Below are 19218 nucleotides of genomic sequence, written 5' to 3'. Positions count from 1 at the left end.
ATGCCTCTTCTCGAAGCCCGCAAGACCTACAAGCCCTTCGAATATCCCTGGGCCTATGACTTCTGGAAGCGGCAGCAGCAGATCCACTGGCTGCCCGAAGAGGTGCCGCTGGGTGAAGATTGCCGCGACTGGGCGCAAAAGCTCACCGACCACGAACGCAATCTGCTGACCCAAATCTTCCGCTTCTTCACCCAGGCGGATGTCGAGGTGCAGGATTGCTACCACGAAAAATACGGCCGTGTGTTCAAGCCGACCGAGATCAAGATGATGCTCGCCGCCTTCTCCAACATGGAAACGGTGCACATCGCGGCCTACAGCCACCTGCTCGACACGATCGGCATGCCCGAAAGCGAGTACGGCATGTTCCTCGAATATGCCGAGATGAAGGACAAGCACGATTACCTTCAGCAGTTCGGCGTCGATAATGACGAGGATATCGCCAAGACCCTCGCCATGTTCGGCGGGTTTACCGAGGGGCTTCAGCTGTTCGCCTCGTTCGCGATGCTGATGAACTTCCCGCGCTTCAACAAGATGAAGGGCATGGGCCAGATCGTCAGCTGGTCGGTGCGCGATGAATCGCTGCACTGCGAAGGCATCACCCGCCTGTTCCACGCCTTCTGCAAGGAACGCGACTGCCTGACCAAGGCGGTGAAGGACGACATCATGGACGTCTGCCAGACGACCGTGCGGCTGGAGGATGCGTTCATCGACCTGGCGTTCGAACAGGGCCCGGTCCCCGGCATGACGCCCAAGGAAATCAAGAAGTATATCCGCTACATCGCCGACTGGCGCCTGAACCAGCTGGGCCTGAAGCCGATCTACATGATCGACGAACACCCCCTGCCGTGGCTCACGCCGTTGTTGAATGGCGTAGAGCACGCCAACTTCTTCGAAACCCGCGCGACCGAATATTCAAAGGGCGCGACGCGCGGCAACTGGAACGAAGTATGGGATTCGTTCGACAAGCGCCAGAAGGCGAAGGCCGGTCCGGCAGCGAACGAGGATGCCGCTGAGGGCGGGTTGTTTGATGGGACCGTGGCGGCGGAGTGAGACTCACAACTATTCCAAGGGGCGGCATATGCCACCCCTTGGTTGTTGGGAGACGCGGCAGGAGTTGAACCTGCATCCTTTCCGGCGTAAGTAGGAAGCGGCCGCCCAGCCACTCCCGCGGAATGCTCTATCCAGTTGAGCTACGCGTCTATCTCGTTATTAATTCTCGTCAGTCGATCCGAGCAAATCTTCGTGCTCCTCGTTCGGCCACGGACGATCTGAAAACCAATATCCTTGCCCGCGCCGACCCTTAAATTTTGAGTTGTTCGACAAGCGTGCCGAAATAACGTTGGCAGCGTTTGCGTCCGGCACCTTCAGCCCACGCTTGCGCATTTCATCGACAATCTGTGCTGTCGCTACGGGCTTATTTGAAGCCTCCATAAGATCGAGCGCAACCTGTTCAGTGATTTCCATTGCAGAAGTCGGGCTGCCAGATGTGCGCTTGCGAGCAGCTGTCCGTGCGCCGGACTGAAGACCTAAGGTAGATTCATATTCGCGCACAGCGGCAAGCAGCGCAGCAGTAACACGGCGCTTATCGTCAAGCGCTGCAAGCTCGGCCTCCAACTCATCAGCACTTGGGATGCTGGTCACAAAACATCTCCTTCGATTCGCGGTATACGCGGGGTGGCGGGGGCTCACAAGCAAATTCTGTTGTGAGTTGTGAAAAATCTGGAGACTTGTCGGCGAGCACGTGCTTGGCCCGTTATCGTCGGAACAAGTGTGTACGAATGTAGCTCACAATGGCAATGTGCGGCCTCGCAAGCCGCTCCGCGTTGTGCTCCACAACTTCCGTACAACTCGCGTTAGCTAGCCTCACCCCGGCCTTGTGCCGGGGTCCACTCCTCGTCACGCCCCGACCGCTAGTGGCGCGCTCCCTGTGCTCACATCTGCGGCAGTCCCAGCCACATGCTGAGCACCAGACGCACCACCACCGCCGGAGCCGCGCCCTCCGCGCCTCGCTCACAGTGGACCCCGGAACAAGTCGGGGGTGACGAAGGGGAGGGGAGACAGCGCTCCCAAGACCCCTTTCCTACACGAACCAAATAGGTCAACTGAATCGACTCCAACCAACCGGAGTCGATCCGATGCCCGACCAACCCACGCCCGCCGCGCCAGTGCGCAGCCACTGGACCCCAGCCAAGCAACGCACCTTCCTCACCGCGCTAGTAGAAACGGGCAGCGTCGCGCGGGCGGCGCGGGCGGCGGGGATGTCGCGGTCCAGCGTGCATGCGCTGCGCAACCGGCTGGCCGGCACGCCATTCGACCAGCACTGGGCGCATGCGCTGCGGCTCCACGCCGCGCGGCTCGCCGATCCCTTCGCGCCCGATCCGTTGGCGCCGCGCAAGCCGCCCGGCGACTCGACCCGTCGCGCGCCTGATGCTTCGGCGTCGCGTCCATGACTCCAACCCGTCGCCTCGCCGCCACACCGCGTCGCGCCCGCGTCGCCCCGGTGTCGCGTGCGTGTCGCGCCACTGTCGCGTCGCAGGTGTCAGCCGGTCGCCTCACGGTCGCTTGCCCGGCGATTCGCCCCACACCATGCCCCGGATCGTCAGCTTCGTCGGACAGCCCGTCTGCCACTCGCCCGCGACCGGAGCAGAGGATGCGACGGACTGCATGGTTAATCTGCCGATCCGCAAAACTCCCGTCTTGTCCGCCTACCCACTTTACGCATAATCTCGTGCGTATCCGGAGGGGTGAATCCGGCGTTCCACACTCTTTGGAGCCTTCAGGTCATGGCCTGCGCCGCCTTTTCACGCCCCGCCGATGCGGGACGCCATTTCTGATGCCCGGGACCCGTCCGCTCCTGTCGCTCCCCAGTTCGATCGATGCCTGTGCCGCGATCGGCGACGTGTTCCTGGTCGGCGGCATCGTCGGCCCGGCGCATGAACTGACGCTGGAAGAGGTGCGGGCCGAGCGCCCCCGCGCCACCTCGCCCGCCTGGCGCATGCCCTATTCCATGTATCTGCGCGGCCCCGCCGGCACCGCGTTGCCGCAGGGGCTCTACTGGCTCTCGCACCCCAGCTTCGGCCGCATGTGCCTGTTCCTGGTGCCGCGCAGCCGTGAGCCGCTGACCGGCGCGGTACGGTATGAGGCGGTGTTCGACTGAGGGACTTACTTCCGCAGCAGCCTGCCTAACACGCTGCGATCCTTCAGGATTTCCCGCGCCGCATTATGCCCCGGCGCACCGGTCACCCCGCCGCCGGGATGGGTGCCCGCGCCGCATAGATACAGGCCGCTGATCGGGCTGCGATAATCGCCATGCCCCAGCACCGGCCGCGCCGCCCATAGCTGGTCGAGCGACATGCGACCGTGAAAGATGTCGCCATCGACCAGCCCGAATTTGCGTTCGAGGTCGGTGGGGGAGTGGATCTGGGTGGCGATGATCGAGTCGCGGAAATTGGGGGCGTGCTGCGCCACCGTGTCGATAATGTCGTCCGCCGCCGCTTCCCGCTCATCGTCCCAGCTGCGGCCATTGGGCAAAGTGGGGGCGAAGTGCTGGCAGAACAGGCTGGCGACATGACAGCCCGGCGGGGCGAGCGTCGTATCGACGGTGGAGGGAATGGTCATCTCCACCACCGGCGCGTTGGACCAGCCATAGCGGACCGCGTCCTCATGCGCCTTGTCCATATAGTCCATGGTCGGCGCGATGATGATGCCGCTGCGATGATGTTCGGCATCCTTGCCGGGAAGGACCGTGAAGTCGGGAAGTTCGGAGAGGGCGACGTTCATCCGGAAACTGCCCGATCCGGTCTTGAAACCACTGATCCGCCGCCGGAAATCCTGCGGCAAATCGGAAGGATCGACCAGGTGACGGAACAGCAGGGCAGGGCCGACATTGGCGACGACGGTCTTCGCCGCAATCTCCTCGCCGCTGCTCAGCCGCACCCCGACCGCGCGGCCCTTGTCGGTCAGCACCCGGTCGACCGGTTCCTCCAGCCGGATCACCGCCCCGGCCTGGGTTGCTGCCTCGGCCATCATCCGGGTGATGCTGCCCATCCCCCCGACCGGATGGCCCCATGCCCCCTTCTTCCCGTTCACCTCGCCGAACACATGGTGCAGCAGGACATAGGCCGACCCCGGAGCCGACGGCCCGGCATAGTTGCCGACCACCGCATCGAAGGCAAACGCCGCTTTGACGTGCTCATTCTCGAACCACTGGTCGAGAAATTCGCGCGCCGACTGAACGAACAGGGCCAGCGCATCCCGCTGTGCCTCAATCGGCAATGCAGCGACCTGCCGGCCCTGTGCCGCTGCCGCCAGCAGCGCCGCAACCCCGCCCCCGGCGTTGGGCGGCGTCTTCAGCGCCATGCTCCGCAACAGGTCCGCGACCCGCTCCAGCGCCGCCTCATAACCATCCAGCGCCGCCGCATCCTTGGCGGAGAAGCGCGCAAATTCGGCCCGAGTCCGCTCCGCCCCGCCACCCAGCTTCAGATAATCGCCGTCCAGCGGAAAGAAGTTCGACACCGGCCGCTCGATCACCCGATAGCCGCGCTCGACCAGCTTCATGTCGGCGATGACCTTGGGCTGCAGCAGGCTGACGGTGTAGCTCGCCGCCGAGTTGCGGAAACCGGGGTGAAGCTCCTCGGTCACCGCCGCCCCGCCGACGACGTCGCGCCGCTCGACCACGCAGACTTTCAGCCCAGCGCGGGCGAGGTAGAAGGCACAGGTCAGCCCATTATGCCCCGCCCCGATGACGACCGCGTCGAACCGCTGGGTCACCGCGTCAGCCGCTCGGCATGCCAGGCGACATGGTCGGCCATGAAACTGGAGATGAAGTAATAGCTATGGTCATACCCGGGCTGCATCCGCAGCGTGAGGTCGATGCCGGCGTCCCGGCATGCCGTCGCCAGCAGTTCGGGCTTCAACTGCTCGGTCAGGAAGGCGTCGGCATCCCCCTGATCGACCAGCAATTCGGGCAGTCGCGCCCCGTCCTCAATCAGCGCCACTGCGTCGTGCAACCGCCACGCCGCCCGATCCTGTCCCAGATAACCGCCCAGCGCCTTCTCGCCCCATGGGCATTGCGACGGCGCGACGATCGGCGCGAACGCGCTGACCGAGCGGAAGCGATCCGGGTTGCGCAGCGCAATGGTCAGCGCCCCATGCCCGCCCATCGAATGCCCGGTAATCCCCTGACGGCCCAAGTCCGCCATCGGAAACTCCCGCAGGATCAGTCCGGGCAGTTCGTCCTCGATATAAGACCGCATGCGGAAATTCGCGGCCCAGGGTTCTTCCGTCGCATCGACATAGAAACCCGCGCCCTTGCCGAAATCATAGGCGTCGTCATCGGGCACATCGTCGCCGCGCGGCGAGGTATCGGGGGCGATGAAGATCACGCCATGTTCGGCACAGGCCGCGCGATACTCGCCCTTTTCGGTAACATTGGCATGGGTGCAGGTGAGGCCGGAAAGGTACCAGAGGACCGGCAGCTTCGCGCCCTCCGCATGGTCGGGGATGAAGACCGAAAAGGTCATCGGCGTGCCGGTCGCGGTCGATGCGTGGCGATAGACGCCCTGCGTTCCGCCATGCGCGCGATTGGTGGAAACCGTCTCCATCCCCATGCGCCGTCAGCCCGCCTTGGGCACGCGGTACATCGCGCACACCTTGTTCCCCGCCGGATCGCGAAGATAGGCGAGGTAGAGCGCACCGAACGCATTTTCGCGAATGCCGGGCGGGTCTTCGATCGCGCTGCCGCCATGGGCAAGGCCCGCGGCGTGCCAGGCGTCGACCATCTCCGGGCTGGTCGCGGCAAAGCCGACCGTGCCGCCATTGGCATGGCAGGCGGGCTGGCCGTCGAGCGGTTTGCTCAGCATGAAGATGCCGCCATTGTGCATGTAGAAAGCGCGACCCTTGGGATCGACGCTCCCGGCCCGCGCCCCCAATGCGCCCAGCGTGGCGTCATAAAATGCCTTGGACGCTTCGATATCATTGGCGCCGAGCATGATGTGGCTGAACATGGCTTCCTCTCCCCAGTTATGATTTCAGAACACCACGACGCTGCGGATGCTCTCGCCCGCATGCATCAGGTCGAACCCCTTGTTGATGTCCTCCAGCCCCATGACATGGGTGATCATCGGGTCGATCTCGATCTTGCCGGTCATGTACATGTCGACGATCTTGGGCACATCGGTGCGGCCCTTTGCTCCGCCGAACGCGGTGCCGCGCCAGTTGCGACCGGTGACCAGCTGGAACGGGCGCGTGGCGATTTCCTTCCCCGCCTCGGCCACGCCGATGATGATGCTGGTACCCCATCCGCGATGGCAGGCCTCGAGCGCGATGCGCATCACGTCGGTGTTGCCGGTCGCGTCGAACGTATAGTCCGCGCCGCCATCGGTCATCGCCACGATCGCCGCAACAACATCTTCACGGCTCATCCCGCGCGAATTGAGGAAGTCGGTCATGCCAAAGCGGCGGCCCCATTCCTCACGGTCGGGATTGATATCGACGCCGATGATCTGGTTCGCGCCAGCGAGCCGCGCGCCCTGAATCACGTTGAGGCCGATGCCGCCCAGCCCGAACACCCCGACATTGTCGCCGACTTGCACCTTGGCGGTGTTGATCACCGCGCCGACCCCGGTGGTGACGCCACAGCCGATATAGCAGCTGGTCTGGAACGGCGCATCCTCACGGATCTTGGCGACCGCGATCTCGGGCAGCACGGTGAAGTTCGAGAAGGTCGAGCAGCCCATATAATGATAGATCGGCTGCCCCTTGTAGGAAAAGCGCGTAGTGCCGTCGGGCATCAGCCCCTTGCCCTGCGTCGCGCGGATCGCGGTGCACAGGTTGGTCTTGCCCGAGAGGCACGACTTACACTGGCGGCATTCGGGGGTGTAGAGCGGGATGACATGGTCGCCCGGCGTCACGCTGGTCACGCCTGCACCGACTTCGCGGACGATCCCCGCACCTTCATGCCCCAGCACGCTCGGGAAGATGCCCTCGCTGTCGAAGCCGTCGAGAGTATAGGCGTCGGTATGGCAGATGCCGGTCGCCATGATCTCGACCAGCACTTCGCCGGCTTTCGGCCCTTCCAGATCCAGCTCGACGATCTCGAGCGGCTTCTTGGCCTCGAATGCGACAGCGGCGCGGGTCTTCATGGGTCTTCGTCTCCGGTTGGCGTGCTCCCTATTGGCGCAGTGCAGCGCCGGTTTCTAGCCCGCGCCGCGCAAAGTCGGTTGCCCTTTGCGCAAAGCGCGGCACAAGCACCCGTATGAGCGTTTCCGCACCGCCCACCGCTGCCTCCGCCGGACGGCAGGCGGTCGCCTTTGCTGCCAGCCTGGTCCGTCAAGCGGGGGGCAGCGGAGCCGTTGCCGTCGCGTGGGTCGCCGCGGGTGCAGTGCTGGAGGGGCTGGGCCTTGCGTTGCTGGTTCCCCTGATCGGGCTGATCGTGGCTCCTGGTGATGCGCTTGTCTGGCTTCCCAGCTGGCTGGGAAGCGATCCCAACTCACGGCTCGCGGCGATGGTCGCGGTGTTCGTGGCGGTGATGGTGGTGCGGGCGCTGGTGCTGCGCAAGCGCGATATGACGTTGTTCGACGTCCAGACCGCATACACGCTCGATCTGCGCAGCAAGCTGGTCAACACGCTGGCATCGGCGCCATGGGAACGGCTGAGTGGCGTCGAGCATGCCCGGATCACCAGCTTGCTGACGAGCGATATCGGTCGCATCGGGGTTGCGGCGCATTTTATCTCGATATCGCTCGTGGCGGTCACGATGCTGGTCATCCAGCTTGTCGTGGCGCTCGCGCTCGCACCCCTGTTCGCGATCGCTGCGCTCGGCGGACTCGGCTTGCTCGCCCTGCTCGTCAACCGCCGCAGCGGCAACAGCGCCGCACTTGGCGCGCGCATGGTCGACAAGAACCGCGCGCTGATGGGCAGCTCCACCTCGTTCCTGAGCGGGCTTAAGGCGTCGGCGGCGCAGGACGCCAGTCTCGGCTTCGCATCGGAGTTCGATTCGGCCCAGCGCGCGGCGGCGGGTGAGCAGCGCGGCTTCATGGTCGCCCAGTCCACGGCGCGGACTTGGTTCGGCATCGGCACCGCCTTTGCCGCGGCCGGCGTGCTGACCGGCGGCGTGCTGTTGCAGGTGCCACCGACCACGTTGGTCGTGCTCACGCTGATCTTCTCGCGCATGGCCCCGCTGGCGATGCAGTTGCAGCAGTCGGCGCAGCAGTTGCTGCATTTGGGCGCAAGCTATGGCGCGGTGCAGGCGGCGCTGGCCGAACTCGGCGACGCACAGTCTGCGCGCAGCGGCGCGGTTGCCTTGCCCTCGGGACCCATTATCCTCGATTCCGTCAGCTATCGTCATCCGTCCGGCGCAGGACTGGCCGATGTGTCGCTGGAGATCGGCGAGGGCGAACTGGTCGGCATCGCCGGCCCCTCAGGGGGCGGCAAGACGACGCTGATCGATCTGATCTCCGGCCTGCTCGCCCCGCAATCGGGGCAAGTGACCGTAGGCGGCGCGGTGCTTCCGCCCAGCGGCTGGGGCGCGGCGATCGGCTATGTCCCGCAGGACGCCTTCCTGTTTCACGATAGCGTCCGCCGCAATCTCGACTGGGGCGACACGGCAATTGATGACACGATGCTGATGGAAGCGCTGACCATCGCCGGCGCGGCCGACCGTGTCGCCGCCATGCCCCGTGGCCTCGATACGATCATCGGTGAACGCGGCGCGCTCTTGTCCGGAGGCGAGCGCCAGCGGCTGGCGATTGCGCGCGCGATCCTGCGCCGTCCGCGCCTGCTGGTGCTGGACGAGGCGACCGCCGCGCTCGATCCCGCGAGCGAGGCAGCGGTGCTCGACCGACTCGCTGCACTGGAGCCGCGCCCGACGATCCTGGTCGTCGCACATCGCATGGAAACCCTGTCCCGCTGCCCCCGTGCCCTGCAGGTCGAGGGCGGGAAGCTCGTCTAGATCGCCACCATATCGGCTTTGTAGTGATGCCACGCCAGGATCGCAGCGGCGCCGCGATGCGGGCGCCAGGCTTCGGCGATCTCGCGGGTCAGCTTTTCCGACGGACGCTCTTCATGGCCCATGATGCGGCCGACCTCGATCTGCACTGCCAGGTCGCCGGCGGGCCAGATGTCGCGCCGCCCTTCGGCGAACAGCAGATAGATTTCCGCCGACCAGCGCCCGATGCCCTTGACCCGCACCAGTTGCGCAATCGCGTCCTCGTCATCGGCGGGCAGGGCGGTCAGGTCGAGCCGCCCGCTTGACACCTCCTCGGCCAGGCTTTTGGCATAGCTTGCCTTTTGCCGCGACAGCCCGGCGGCGCGCAGTGCGTCGTCAGGCGCGGCGGCGACGATGTCGGGCTGGGTCAGGTCGCCGACCCCTGCCGCCAGCTTGGTCCAGATCGACGCCGCCGCCGCGACGCTGACCTGCTGCCCGACGATCGTGCGCAACAGCGTCTCATAGCCCGGCTCGCGAATACGCGGCGCGGGATAGCCAACCCGCGCGACTGCCGCTGCCATCAAAGGTTCGCGCGCAGCGATCGCATCGAGCGATTCGCGCAGCTGGTCTGCGGTCAGTCCCATATTTCGAATCCTTGAAAGCCGCGCCGATCCCCGGCATGGGCGCAAAACACGGAGGAGAAGATCATGCCCAAGCTTATCGTCGTCACGCGCGCAGGAGAAGAACGCGATGTCGAAGGCGAAGTGGGCCTGAGCGTCATGGAAGTGATCCGGGACAACGGGTTCGACGAACTACTCGCGCTCTGCGGCGGTTGCTGCTCGTGCGCGACATGCCACATTCATGTCGATCCGGAATTTGCGGCCAAACTTCCAGCCATGAGCGAGGATGAGAACGACCTGCTCGACAGCTCGTCCGACCGCACCGACACCTCGCGCCTGTCGTGCCAGATCCAGTTCACGTCCGCACTGGACGGGCTGAAGGTCACCATCGCCGCCGAGGATTGAGGCGGTCGCGCCGCGATCCGATCAGGATTTCGGCGCGACCTTCACCACTGCCATCGGCGCGTCCTTGCTCAGCGGGGTCGCCTTCCAGGTGATGGTACGGCGATTGCCCTCGGTCTTCGCGCCGTCCTCGTTGTTCTGGCTGACCAGCTCGCCATCGGTGATGAGGGTGAACGTGCCGTCGAGCTTGGCATTGGCGGAGTCCGACTTGCCCTTGCCCGGCGAATCGCTGTCGCCAAAGGCGGGGGCCTTGACGCGCACCGTGTCCGGCCCGCGCAGTTCGACGACGACGAAGGGGAAGATCACCTCGGCATCGACATTGAACGGCCACAGGAAATTGTGGGTCAGCTTACCGCTGATCTGGTAGTCGATCATGAACACGCCGTCGCCCTTGTAGGTGACCGAGCGATAGCCCGCCTCCTTGGTCAGCGCTTCGGCGATTGCCTTGAACTTGGCTTCCTTCTCGGCCGTCTCCTCGGCATCGTCGGTGGGGCTTTCCCCATCCTTGTCGGAACTTTCCTCGTCCTGCCAGGCGGTATCGCGAAGCCAGGCGGTGGTGGTCTTCTTCTTCTTGTCGTCGTCGTCGCCCAATCCCTTGAACGCGTCGCCCATCCCCTTTGCCATCTCGCTCGCGATATCGACCGCGATCACTTCACCCTGATAGCTGAAGGTGAAGCTGCGATCGGCGAGGACGGTGAGGGTGGACACGAACTTGCCCGGGCTGAACGCACAGCCGACCAGCAACACCGGAGCCAGAATCGCCAGCGCAACGCCCTTGAACCGGTCGAACATGCGTCATTCCCCCCTTGGCGCGCCCGTCCGGGTCAGCGCGAGATGGCTGCGTATAGCGCGATCGCCGCGGCATTGGATACGTTGAGGCTCTCGACGCGGGGCGAGATCGGCAGGCGCGCCAGCTCGTCGCAATGCGCCGCGGTATTGTGGCGCATCCCCTCACCCTCGGCGCCCAGCACCAATGCGGGGCGCGTGTCGCCCATCACTTCGCCCAGCGTCCCCCTGGCCTCGCCAGCGAGGCCGATGCGCCAGAAACCCGCCTCGCCAATCTCGTCGAGCGCGCGGGCGAGGTTTACGACCCGCACCCATGGCACCAACTCGAGCGCGCCCGAGGCTGCACGCGCCAACGAACCCGATTCCGGCGGGGCATGGCGATCCTGGGTGATGATGCCGAGCGCGTCGAAGGCCGCGGCCGAACGCAGGATCGCGCCGACATTATGCGGGTCGGTGACATGGTCGAGCACCAGCAAGGGGCGGCGATCGTCCGCACCCTGCTCCAGCAGGTCGCCTAGCCAGATTTCTTCCAGCGGATCGACCTCGATCACGATGCCCTGATGCGGCGCGTCCGAAGGGACCATCCGCGCAAGATCGGCGACATCGGCATAGGTTATCGGCAAGATCGGGGGCAGCTCAAGCGCGCCCAGCGCCTCGCGCGTCCCCCATATCTTGCGCACGCGCCGCTCGGGATTGGCCAGGGCCGCAGTCACGGCGTGACGGCCCCAGAAACGGGGGCGGTTGTTGCTGCCCATATTGCCGGATGGGCGATGCCCGCGCCGTGGTGCCTTGTTCATCGCGCGACGCTAGGCGGCACAATTCGGCTGTGCAAGACGTTGACAGCGCCGCGCTGCTTCGGCATTGGCGCGCACTCGCTTCGGCGTGCCGCATGGAAGGGTGGCCGAGTGGTTAAAGGCAGCAGACTGTAAATCTGCCCGCGTGAGCGTACACTGGTTCGAATCCAGTCCCTTCCACCACCTCCCCGGACCAGGCGGGGTCGCTGCGATAGCGGGGCTCGGTCAGCGTCCAAATGCGGTCAGGCCTGATCCTCATCCGGCTGATAGGTGAGCGCCCGCACATTCTTGCGCATCATCAGCCAGTCCCATGCCCGCTGCCGTGCGAGTCTGCGCACCCGCTGCCGACTCCGCCGCTGCTTGCGCAGCTTGGTCCGCCAGATGAGCAGGATTAGCGCCAGGATGACGCTAGCGAGCGCAAGCGCCCAGCCATAGGACGGCATCAAGTCCCCGGAATACATCATAATACCGATCCCCCCGAATCACCTTGCGGGCTACCGCACCGCAGCATCGGGGTAAATCGGGATAATTACGGAACCGTGTGCGGCGGTGGAGCGGGTAGCGGGAATCGAACCCGCGTATTCAGCTTGGAAGGCTGCTGCACTACCATTGTGCTATACCCGCCCGCTCTGGCCGCGTGGCCGCCGTCAGGGGCGCCGCCCGAACATGCCGGGCGAGCGCGCGCACTGCCACGAGAGGGCGTCGCGGGTCAAGCGGGCGCGATCAGCGCAGCCGTATCCGGCGTCAGACGCGAAGGTAGCGGAAGTACCAGACCTCATGTCCCTGCCGCCGCGCCTTGCGTTCATAGCGCGTCTCGGGCCAGTCGGCGGGGCGCGTCAGAAAATCCTTCGCCTCCTGCGCCTGCCACGCGAAATCGCGGCGCTGGTTCATCACCATCATCGACCAGCGGCAATAGGTCGGATCGTCGGTGCCCAGGCGGAACTCCGCGCCGGGCTTGAGCTTCGACGCGATCAGGTCGAGCGGGCCGTGATTGACCATGCGGCGCTTGGCATGGCGCGCCTTTCGCCACGGATCGGGATGGAGCAGATAGACGCGGTCGAGGCTGGAATCGGGCAGTCGCTCGATCACGTCGAGCGCATCGCCCATGTGCAGCCGGACATTGCTCAGCCCGCCATCGCGGATATGGCCGAGCGCGCCGACCACCCCGTTGAGGAACGGTTCGCAGCCGATAAAGCCGTGATCGGGTCGCATCGCCGCCTGTCCCGCGAGATGCTCGCCCGCGCCAAAGCCGATCTCGACCTCCAGCGGGCGATCGTCGCCAAACAGCCGCACCGCGTCGATCGGCCCTTCGGCGGGGACGGCAACCTGGGGCAGTCCTTCATCGACCAGCGCCTGCTGACCGGCGCGCAGCTTGTGTCCCTTGGCGCGGCCATAGAGGCGGCGGATCGTGCTCGGATCGTTCATCGCGAGCCCCTTGGCGCAGCCTGTGCGGCGGGGCAAGGTTTCAGCGTCGCTGACGCGGTAACCTGCCTCAGGAGGCGGGACGCAATTTCGGTTGTTCCAGCACGCCGATCTGCGGCCGTGCGATGTAATAGCCCTGGAAGTAGCGCACGCCGAGCGCCAGCAGTTTGTCATAGTCGGCGCGGGTTTCGACGCCCTCGGCAATCAACCGCACGGCGCGCAGCCGCGCCATCTCGATCATCTTTTCGACCAGCAACCGCCGCGACCAGCTGGTCGACAGGCCGCGGATCAGGACGGGATCGAGCTTGATCGCATCGGGCGTAAAGCGCGAGAGCAGCGCCAGCCCGACATCGCCCGATCCGAAATCGTCGAATGCGGTCTGCATGTGCATCTTGCGGTGCGCCTCGATCGTCTCGGCCATGCGGCACCCGTCGAGCCGATCATGTTCGGCAAATTCGAACATCAACCGTTCGGGCGGCAGGCCGGTTTCCTTGGCGACGCGCATCGTCCGCTCGCTGTCGGCAAAGGGATCGGTGATTACATCAGGGAAGAAGTTGATCGACAGCAGCGCGGGGACCTTGAGAATGCCCGCCGCTACCGCCTGCTTGATCGCGGCGACGCGGCATTGCTGGTCGAACGCGTAGCGATCGGCCGGCTGGATCGCATCGATCACCGCGCGGGCGGTTTCGCCCTTGGGTCCGCGCACCAGCGCCTCATAGGCATAGACTTCGCCCAGCCGCGCGTCCCAGACGGGCTGGAACGCCATGGTCAGGTTGAAATCCGGCTCGACCGGGGCCGGGGCAAAGGTCGTCACAGTCTGCATCAGCGTCTCCACACGCTCTTTTTAGAACGGGCGGGCGGCGGATGGTTAACCGCACTAGGGATTTTTGCGTAGCGCGCCGATTCCGGCGGCGAGCCCGGAACCGTGACTAGGGCATCAGCGCAAATGCGATGCTGCGGCGTGCAACATCGGTGTCGGTAAGCTTAACGGCGACTCGGTCTCCAGGGGTTAGGCCTGCGGGATCGAGCCGAGCGGTGACCGGAAGGGTGCATAGCTGCACGTCCGCGCCACGCGCCTCGACCCCGGTCACGACTGCCTCGAAACATTCCCCTTCGCGGCCGGACAGCAGCGCCGCCTCGGCCATGCCGATTACGGCACGGTCGATCTGTCCGGCACGGCTGTCGGCGCGCGCCATGACCTTGGGCAGCTGCGGAAAGGCGGCCGCGACGTGCGCCGGCACCGTTCGGCCATTTGCCACCGCCAGCGCCGCCTCGACGACATAGCGGTCGGCCAGGCGGCGCAGCGGCGCGGTGGCGTGGGCATAGGGGGCCGCAACCGCTGCGTGCCACGGCGTCTCCCCCACGGTAAAGGCACGATAGCTGGCGCCATTCCCCGCGCGGCGGATCGCCAGCATCAGCGTGGCATGGCGCGGGTCCGCCGGGTCGAGAGTGCGTTCGACCTGAGTGAGCGTCGCGCTGCCCGGCCAGTCGATCCCGAGCGCGCGCGCGGTCAGCCGGAGCCGCGCGAGGGCGCGATCGTCCGGCTCGTCCATCACCCGGAACAGCCCGGTGCCGTTCGCCATCAACAATCGCGCCACCGCGATGTTGCAGGCAAGTGAGAGTGCGGCGTTGCGATCCTCGCTGGCGTGGCGGGTGCGGAAGGTCAGCGTCAGGCGGCCCGTGGCATCATGCGCCACCTCTTGCTCCGGCGGATCGATCCGAGCCGCCCCGCGCGCCGCCTCCGCGCGGATCAGCCGGTCGGTCAGCGCGGCGAAGCCGGGCGGCAGATCCGCATCGGTCACGCTGGCATAGGCAAGCTTGGCGCGGCTGTGGATCACCGCGCGGGTCACCGCGTCGAGCGCCACCGCGCCCTCCGCATCGATCCGGATGCTGAAGATGATCGCGGGGCGCCGACCATCGGGCAACAGGCTTGCCGCACCTTGTGACAGGACCGGCGGATAGAGACTGGCCTTGCCGTCGGGCAAATAGAGCGTTTCACCCCGCCGCCACGCTTCGGTGGCGATCGGGCCATCGGGATCGACGAACCATCCGATGTCGGCGATCGCATAGTGAAGGACGAACGCATTGCCAGCGGTGTCGATCGCAAAGGCCTGGTCGAGGTCGGTCGATCCGGTGGGGTCGAGGGTCACGAACGGGCGGTCGGTCCAGTCAGCGTGATCGGTCGGCATGCGGGTCGCCGCGCGCTCCGCCGCAGCCTGCACAGCGGGCGGAAACCCCTCTGGCACCTGAAATGCGGCGCGGATCGCCGTCAGTTCATCTGTTAAGATGCGAGACGGGTCCGCGAGCGTCTTCATCGCGGGCTCAATTCTCCTGGACCAAGCGTACGCTTGGCCCCGTCGCTGCGGGCACGACGCGCCAGATCCGCTTGTCGCGTGTGCCCACGAAAACCGGCATGCGCGCTGCCATCGCTGAAAAGCCATGAATTTCCGTCGGGACCGGGTCGAGCAGATGGGTGATGACCAACCCGAGCGATTTTGCCCCATCGGGCTGCTGCGTCGCGACGGAGATGCAACTGTTGGTGAATTTGCGGACCGGAGCGCTGCCTCCCGCCGAATCGACCTCGATCAGATAATGTCCGCCGAACGGGATCATATTGGTCGCGGTCTGGGGCGTCAGGAAGTAGACGCGCACCGGCCCGCCCTCGACTTCGGGGGGAAGAACAATCGAATTGAACTGCTCATCGCTACAGCGGGTGACGTTCGCCCGTTGCAAGGCATCGCGCGCCACCGCGACCGCATGAATCAGGCGGTTGCGCGCAGGCGTGATCAGGCTGCGCTCGTCATCGCGCGCGGCGCGACCCTCGACAAGCCGTCCATTCCGAAACCGCGCGATATATACCGGGGCCGGGTCGGTGCCCTTGCTATAGAAAATCAGCAGCGGTTCCTCGGGCGGGCCATCGACAATCCATCCGCCGATCCTGCCCGCAACCTCCTTGGCATTCGCGAGCATGGCGTCGGTGCCATGCCACGCAGCCTGATCATACCAATACATCAGATTGGCGCGGCGCATCGCCTGGTCGATTGCGGCCTGCTCGCCCGCTTGGGTCTGGGCAACAGCCGGCGAGGCCGCAACGAGCAAGGCGAGCGCGGGCAGTAAGGATCGGGTCATTGGCAGCCTCCTGCGCGCGAGGTTAGCGGCGCACCCGAACAAGCAAAAGCTTGAACTGACAGCGTTCTCTGGATCGTCGAATCAAAAAGGGCGGCGATCCGCAGATCGCCGCCCCTTCATGCCGTTACGGGAATCGGATCAGGCCAGCGCGGCCTTGAGATCCTCGACCAGGTCGGTGCGCTCCCACGGGAAGAAGTCGCCATCCGGCTTGCGGCCGAAATGGCCATAAGCGGCGGTGCGCGCATAGATCGGCTTGTTGAGGCCAAGATGCGTGCGGATGCCGCGCGGGGTCAGGCCGCCCAGCTTCTCGATGCCCTGGATCGCCTGTTCGATCTTGTCATCACCGATGGTGCCGGTGCCGTGCGTATCGACATAGAGCGACAGCGGCTTGCTGACCCCGATCGCATAAGCGAGCTGGATCGTGCAGCGCTGGGCGAGGCCGGCTGCGACGATGTTCTTGGCGAGGTAGCGGGTGATGTACGCCGCCGAACGATCGACCTTGGTCGGGTCCTTGCCGCTGAACGCGCCACCACCGTGCGGAGCCGCGCCGCCATAGGTGTCGACGATAATCTTGCGGCCGGTCAGGCCGGCGTCGCCGTCCGGGCCGCCGATCTCGAAGCTGCCGGTCGGGTTGATGTGATATTCGGTCGCGTCGCTGAGCAGCTCGGCCGGGATCACGTCGGCAACGACCGACTTCACATAGGCCTTGAGCTCGGCTTCCTTCTCGCCCGCGTCATAGCCCTTGGCATGCTGGGTCGAAACGACAATCGCAGTCGCGGCGACGGCCTTGCTGCCCTCGTAGCGCAGCGTGACCTGGCTCTTGGCGTCCGGCTCCAGGAACGGCGCCGCGCCCGAATGGCGGTCGGCGGCCATGCGCTCGAGGATCTTGTGGCTGTAATCGAGGGTCGCCGGCATCAGGTCCGGGGTATCGTTCGCGGCATAGCCGAACATGATCCCCTGGTCGCCCGCGCCTTCGTCCTTGTTGCCGCTGGCGTCCACGCCCTGCGCGATATGCGCCGACTGCGGGTGCAGGTTGTTCTCGAAGCGCAGTGTCTCCCAGTGGAAACCGTCCTGCTCGTAACCGATGCGCTTGACGGTATCGCGGACGGTCTTCTCGACCTCTTCCTTGACGCCGGGTGCCCAGTTGCCGGCTTCGTCCATGATGCCCTTGCCGCGGATCTCACCGGCAAGCACGACCAGCTGGGTGGTGGTCAGCGTTTCGCACGCGATGCGCGCTTCGGGATCCTTGGACAGGAACAGATCGACGATCGCGTCGGAAATCTGGTCCGAAACCTTGTCCGGATGGCCTTCGGAAACCGATTCGGACGTGAAAAGATAGCTGGAACGCATGGTTTTCCTCAAAAAAAGGCCGGGCCGTTGCCATGCCCGGCTGGGGGTAAGGAGAGATATAAAGCTTTCCTTATATCGCGCCGCCCTAGCGGGCGAAGCGGCGGAAGGCAATGGCGATGGCAAGCAACAGTGCCGCAACGAGTGCAGCCGCGAGATTGCCGAGCCGGGCGAACAATGTTGGCGGCAGCGCCGATGGCATCGGAGCCTCGATCGCCTTGGCTTCGCCCATGCCCGCCGCCGCCACGATCCGCCCGCGCGCGTCGATGATCGCGGAGATGCCGGTGGGCGTGGCGCGCAGGATCGGAAGCCCTTCCTCGATCGCGCGCATCCGTGCCTGCGCCAGATGCTGGGGCGGCCCCCAGGCACCGAACCAGGCGTCGTTCGACGGGTTGAACAGGAGCGCAGGACGCTTGGCTGGGTCGACCGTCTGCCCTGAGAAGATGATCTCGTAACAGATCTGCATGCCGACATCGCCAAAGCCGGGGACGGTCATCGTCTTCGGGCCGGGGCCCGGTTCGAAGTCGATCTCGCCCGCCACAAGGCGCGACAGGCCGAGCGGCTCGAGGATGGTGCGCATCGGCAGATACTCGCCATAGGGGACCAGATGCGCCTTGTCGTAACGGCCAAGGACCGTCCCGCTGGCGTCGATCGCGAACACCGAATTGGTCGCGGCGTCGAGCTTGTCGTCACCCTTGAACAACAGCGCGTTGCCGCCGACCAGCGCGATATCCTTTGGTCCTAAAGTCTGCGCGATCATCGCACGGACGGTGCGCGGATCGTTTCTGGCGTACCAGGCGGCGGGATAGCCTTCCTCCAGCCAGTAATCGACCGTACCCTCGGGCCAGACGATCAGACGCGGTACCGGGCCGCCGGGCAGGATCGTCGCCGTGTCGTTGGACAGGCGGATCAGCTCGCTCAGCGCCTTTTGCGCATAGGTTCCGTCGAGGACGGTTTCCTGCCCGACATTGGGTTGGAGCACACGGACGATGGGACGGACGGGTTCATTGGGCGCGCGGGTTTGCTGAATCTCGATCCCGTTCAGTGCCAGAAGCGCGATGGTGACCGTGACTGCGGCGGGGAAGCGCCAATATCGCTGGCTGGCGAGCAGCAGAGCGCCGGCGACGAGGATCGTCAGACCGGACAGCGCATAGGTGCCGATCCAGCTCGTCACCTGTGCGACGCCGGGCAGCGGCAGCCAGATCACCCCGAGCGGGTTCCACGGATAGCCGGTGAACAGCACGCTGCGCAGATATTCAGCGACGATCCACGCCGCGCCTGCGACCAGCACGAAGGACAAATCGAGCTTGCGCCGCTGCCCGAATCGCCAGGCAAGGCCCATCGCCAGCGCCGGGTAGATGGCGAGATAGAGCGAAAGCAGAACCACCGCGACATAGCCAAGTTCGGCGGGCATCTTGTCCTGATAGGTAAAGGCGTGCTGGATCCAGTTGTTGCCGACGGTGAAATGGCCAAGCCCGAACAGCCAGCCGCGCAACAGCGCCTGCTTCAGCGTCGGGGCCTCATGCGTCAGCCGCAGCAGGAGGGCGAAGCAGACCAGCCCGACCACCCACCAGTCGAGCGGGGCAAAGGCGGTGGCGGAGACGGCGCCGGTCAGCAGCGCGATCAGGCGGGGGCGGGGCAGAGCGAACATCGTCGGCAGCTATCGGGCCTGACCGTGACAGATACAAGCATCGTGCGTATTATACGCCCAGTACACTGTGCTGTTTTCAGCTTCGCTGAAACGGCGCCGGCCCGCTCCCCCACCCGGCCACCCATAGAATACACTGTCGTT

20 protein-coding genes and 3 tRNA genes are annotated in these 19218 nt (G+C 65.4%); 6 read left to right on the top strand and 17 right to left on the bottom strand.

All coding sequences use genetic code 11. The annotated features are described in order from the left end of the window. The gene (locus ACRYLO_RS14055) at positions 1 to 1050 is read left to right on the top strand and encodes a ribonucleotide-diphosphate reductase subunit beta (RefSeq protein WP_482660730.1); all 1050 of its coding nucleotides are present in this window, start codon (positions 1 to 3) and stop codon (positions 1048 to 1050) included. 46 nt (positions 1051 to 1096) lie between these two features. Here ACRYLO_RS14055 and ACRYLO_RS14050 read toward each other — a convergent pair. Together ACRYLO_RS14050 and ACRYLO_RS14045 are read right to left on the bottom strand one after the other, a co-directional pair. Next, positions 1097 to 1200 (bottom strand) — tRNA-OTHER (locus ACRYLO_RS14050). A gap of 9 nt (positions 1201 to 1209) precedes the next feature. Then, positions 1210 to 1641 (bottom strand): hypothetical protein, encoded by a 432-nt coding sequence (locus tag ACRYLO_RS14045; RefSeq protein WP_482660729.1) that lies wholly within the window; start codon positions 1639 to 1641, stop codon positions 1210 to 1212. A 494-nt stretch (positions 1642 to 2135) separates the two neighbouring features. Here ACRYLO_RS14045 and ACRYLO_RS14040 point away from each other — a divergent pair, with 494 nt between their 5' ends. Both ACRYLO_RS14040 and ACRYLO_RS14035 read left to right on the top strand, forming a co-directional pair. Beyond that, complete coding sequence (locus ACRYLO_RS14040) at positions 2136 to 2450, top strand: LysR family transcriptional regulator (protein ID WP_482660728.1); 315 nt, start codon at positions 2136 to 2138, stop codon at positions 2448 to 2450. A 383-nt stretch (positions 2451 to 2833) separates the two neighbouring features. Next, positions 2834 to 3157 carry a DUF6916 family protein gene (locus ACRYLO_RS14035; RefSeq protein ID WP_482660727.1) on the top strand — a complete coding sequence of 108 codons (324 nt, stop codon included), beginning with the start codon at positions 2834 to 2836 and terminating at the stop codon, positions 3155 to 3157. 5 nt (positions 3158 to 3162) lie between these two features. Here the strand turns inward: ACRYLO_RS14035 and ACRYLO_RS14030 are convergent, their stop codons facing one another. The 4 genes from ACRYLO_RS14030 to ACRYLO_RS14015 are packed head-to-tail and all read right to left on the bottom strand — an operon-like array spanning position 3163 to position 7142. Beyond that, positions 3163 to 4770: a phytoene desaturase family protein gene (locus ACRYLO_RS14030; protein WP_482660726.1), complete on the bottom strand. Its 1608-nt coding sequence runs from the start codon at positions 4768 to 4770 to the stop codon at positions 3163 to 3165. After that, a complete protein-coding gene (fghA, locus tag ACRYLO_RS14025; protein WP_482660725.1) occupies positions 4767 to 5609 on the bottom strand; it encodes an S-formylglutathione hydrolase in 843 nt (280 codons plus the stop codon). Before fghA ends, ACRYLO_RS14030 begins: the two co-directional genes overlap by 4 nt. A 6-nt stretch (positions 5610 to 5615) precedes the next feature. Then, on the bottom strand, positions 5616 to 6005 hold the full coding sequence (locus ACRYLO_RS14020; RefSeq protein ID WP_482660724.1) for a VOC family protein: 390 nt from the start codon (positions 6003 to 6005) through the stop codon (positions 5616 to 5618). A gap of 24 nt (positions 6006 to 6029) precedes the next feature. Beyond that, complete coding sequence (locus tag ACRYLO_RS14015; RefSeq protein ID WP_482660723.1) at positions 6030 to 7142, bottom strand: S-(hydroxymethyl)glutathione dehydrogenase/class III alcohol dehydrogenase; 1113 nt, start codon at positions 7140 to 7142, stop codon at positions 6030 to 6032. Between the two features lie 113 nt (positions 7143 to 7255). Between ACRYLO_RS14015 and ACRYLO_RS14010 the strand changes: the two genes are divergently transcribed. Then, the gene (locus ACRYLO_RS14010; RefSeq protein WP_482660722.1) at positions 7256 to 8950 is read left to right on the top strand and encodes an ABC transporter ATP-binding protein; all 1695 of its coding nucleotides are present in this window, start codon (positions 7256 to 7258) and stop codon (positions 8948 to 8950) included. On the opposite strand, the gene ACRYLO_RS14005 is transcribed toward ACRYLO_RS14010, so the two are convergent. Beyond that, positions 8947 to 9570: a DNA-3-methyladenine glycosylase family protein gene (locus ACRYLO_RS14005; RefSeq protein ID WP_482660721.1), complete on the bottom strand. Its 624-nt coding sequence runs from the start codon at positions 9568 to 9570 to the stop codon at positions 8947 to 8949. The two genes, ACRYLO_RS14010 and ACRYLO_RS14005, sit on opposite strands and share 4 nt — an antisense overlap. 63 nt (positions 9571 to 9633) lie before the next feature. Between ACRYLO_RS14005 and ACRYLO_RS14000 the strand changes: the two genes are divergently transcribed. Further along, a complete protein-coding gene (locus tag ACRYLO_RS14000) occupies positions 9634 to 9951 on the top strand; it encodes a 2Fe-2S iron-sulfur cluster-binding family protein (protein ID WP_482660720.1) in 318 nt (105 codons plus the stop codon). 21 nt (positions 9952 to 9972) lie between these two features. Here ACRYLO_RS14000 and ACRYLO_RS13995 read toward each other — a convergent pair whose 3' ends face one another. Then, positions 9973 to 10740, bottom strand: a complete 768-nt coding sequence (locus ACRYLO_RS13995; RefSeq protein WP_482660719.1) for a hypothetical protein — start codon at positions 10738 to 10740, stop codon at positions 9973 to 9975. A gap of 32 nt (positions 10741 to 10772) precedes the next feature. Then, a complete protein-coding gene (rlmB, locus tag ACRYLO_RS13990; protein ID WP_482660718.1) occupies positions 10773 to 11531 on the bottom strand; it encodes a 23S rRNA (guanosine(2251)-2'-O)-methyltransferase RlmB in 759 nt (252 codons plus the stop codon). 94 nt (positions 11532 to 11625) lie between these two features. Here rlmB and ACRYLO_RS13985 point away from each other — a divergent pair. After that, positions 11626 to 11711, top strand: a tRNA-Tyr gene (locus ACRYLO_RS13985). 59 nt (positions 11712 to 11770) lie between these two features. On the opposite strand, the gene ACRYLO_RS13980 is transcribed toward ACRYLO_RS13985, so the two are convergent. From ACRYLO_RS13980 to lnt, 8 genes are all read right to left on the bottom strand, one after another. Continuing rightward, a complete protein-coding gene (locus tag ACRYLO_RS13980; protein ID WP_482660717.1) occupies positions 11771 to 11989 on the bottom strand; it encodes a hypothetical protein in 219 nt (72 codons plus the stop codon). Positions 11990 to 12078: 89 nt separating this feature from the next. Continuing rightward, positions 12079 to 12152 (bottom strand) — tRNA-Gly (locus ACRYLO_RS13975). A gap of 120 nt (positions 12153 to 12272) precedes the next feature. Continuing rightward, positions 12273 to 12953 carry a tRNA (guanine(46)-N(7))-methyltransferase TrmB gene (trmB, locus tag ACRYLO_RS13970; protein ID WP_482660716.1) on the bottom strand — a complete coding sequence of 227 codons (681 nt, stop codon included), beginning with the start codon at positions 12951 to 12953 and terminating at the stop codon, positions 12273 to 12275. Positions 12954 to 13020: 67 nt separating this feature from the next. Then, positions 13021 to 13773 carry an EAL domain-containing protein gene (locus ACRYLO_RS13965; RefSeq protein ID WP_482660715.1) on the bottom strand — a complete coding sequence of 251 codons (753 nt, stop codon included), beginning with the start codon at positions 13771 to 13773 and terminating at the stop codon, positions 13021 to 13023. 106 nt (positions 13774 to 13879) lie between these two features. Beyond that, a complete protein-coding gene (locus ACRYLO_RS13960) occupies positions 13880 to 15265 on the bottom strand; it encodes an RNB domain-containing ribonuclease (protein ID WP_482660714.1) in 1386 nt (461 codons plus the stop codon). Positions 15266 to 15272: 7 nt separating this feature from the next. Beyond that, entirely contained in the window at positions 15273 to 16079 is an 807-nt protein-coding gene (locus ACRYLO_RS13955) for a hypothetical protein (protein WP_482660713.1), read from the bottom strand. 138 nt (positions 16080 to 16217) lie between these two features. Next, on the bottom strand, positions 16218 to 17429 hold the full coding sequence (metK, locus tag ACRYLO_RS13950; RefSeq protein ID WP_482660712.1) for a methionine adenosyltransferase: 1212 nt from the start codon (positions 17427 to 17429) through the stop codon (positions 16218 to 16220). A gap of 85 nt (positions 17430 to 17514) precedes the next feature. After that, positions 17515 to 19077, bottom strand: a complete 1563-nt coding sequence (lnt, locus tag ACRYLO_RS13945) for an apolipoprotein N-acyltransferase (protein ID WP_482660711.1) — start codon at positions 19075 to 19077, stop codon at positions 17515 to 17517. Between the last annotated feature and the right edge of the window lie 141 nt (positions 19078 to 19218).

It is taken from the genome of Sphingomonas sp. SDUR79 (assembly GCF_056821745.1).
This window is presented reverse-complemented; position numbering and strand designations above follow the sequence as displayed.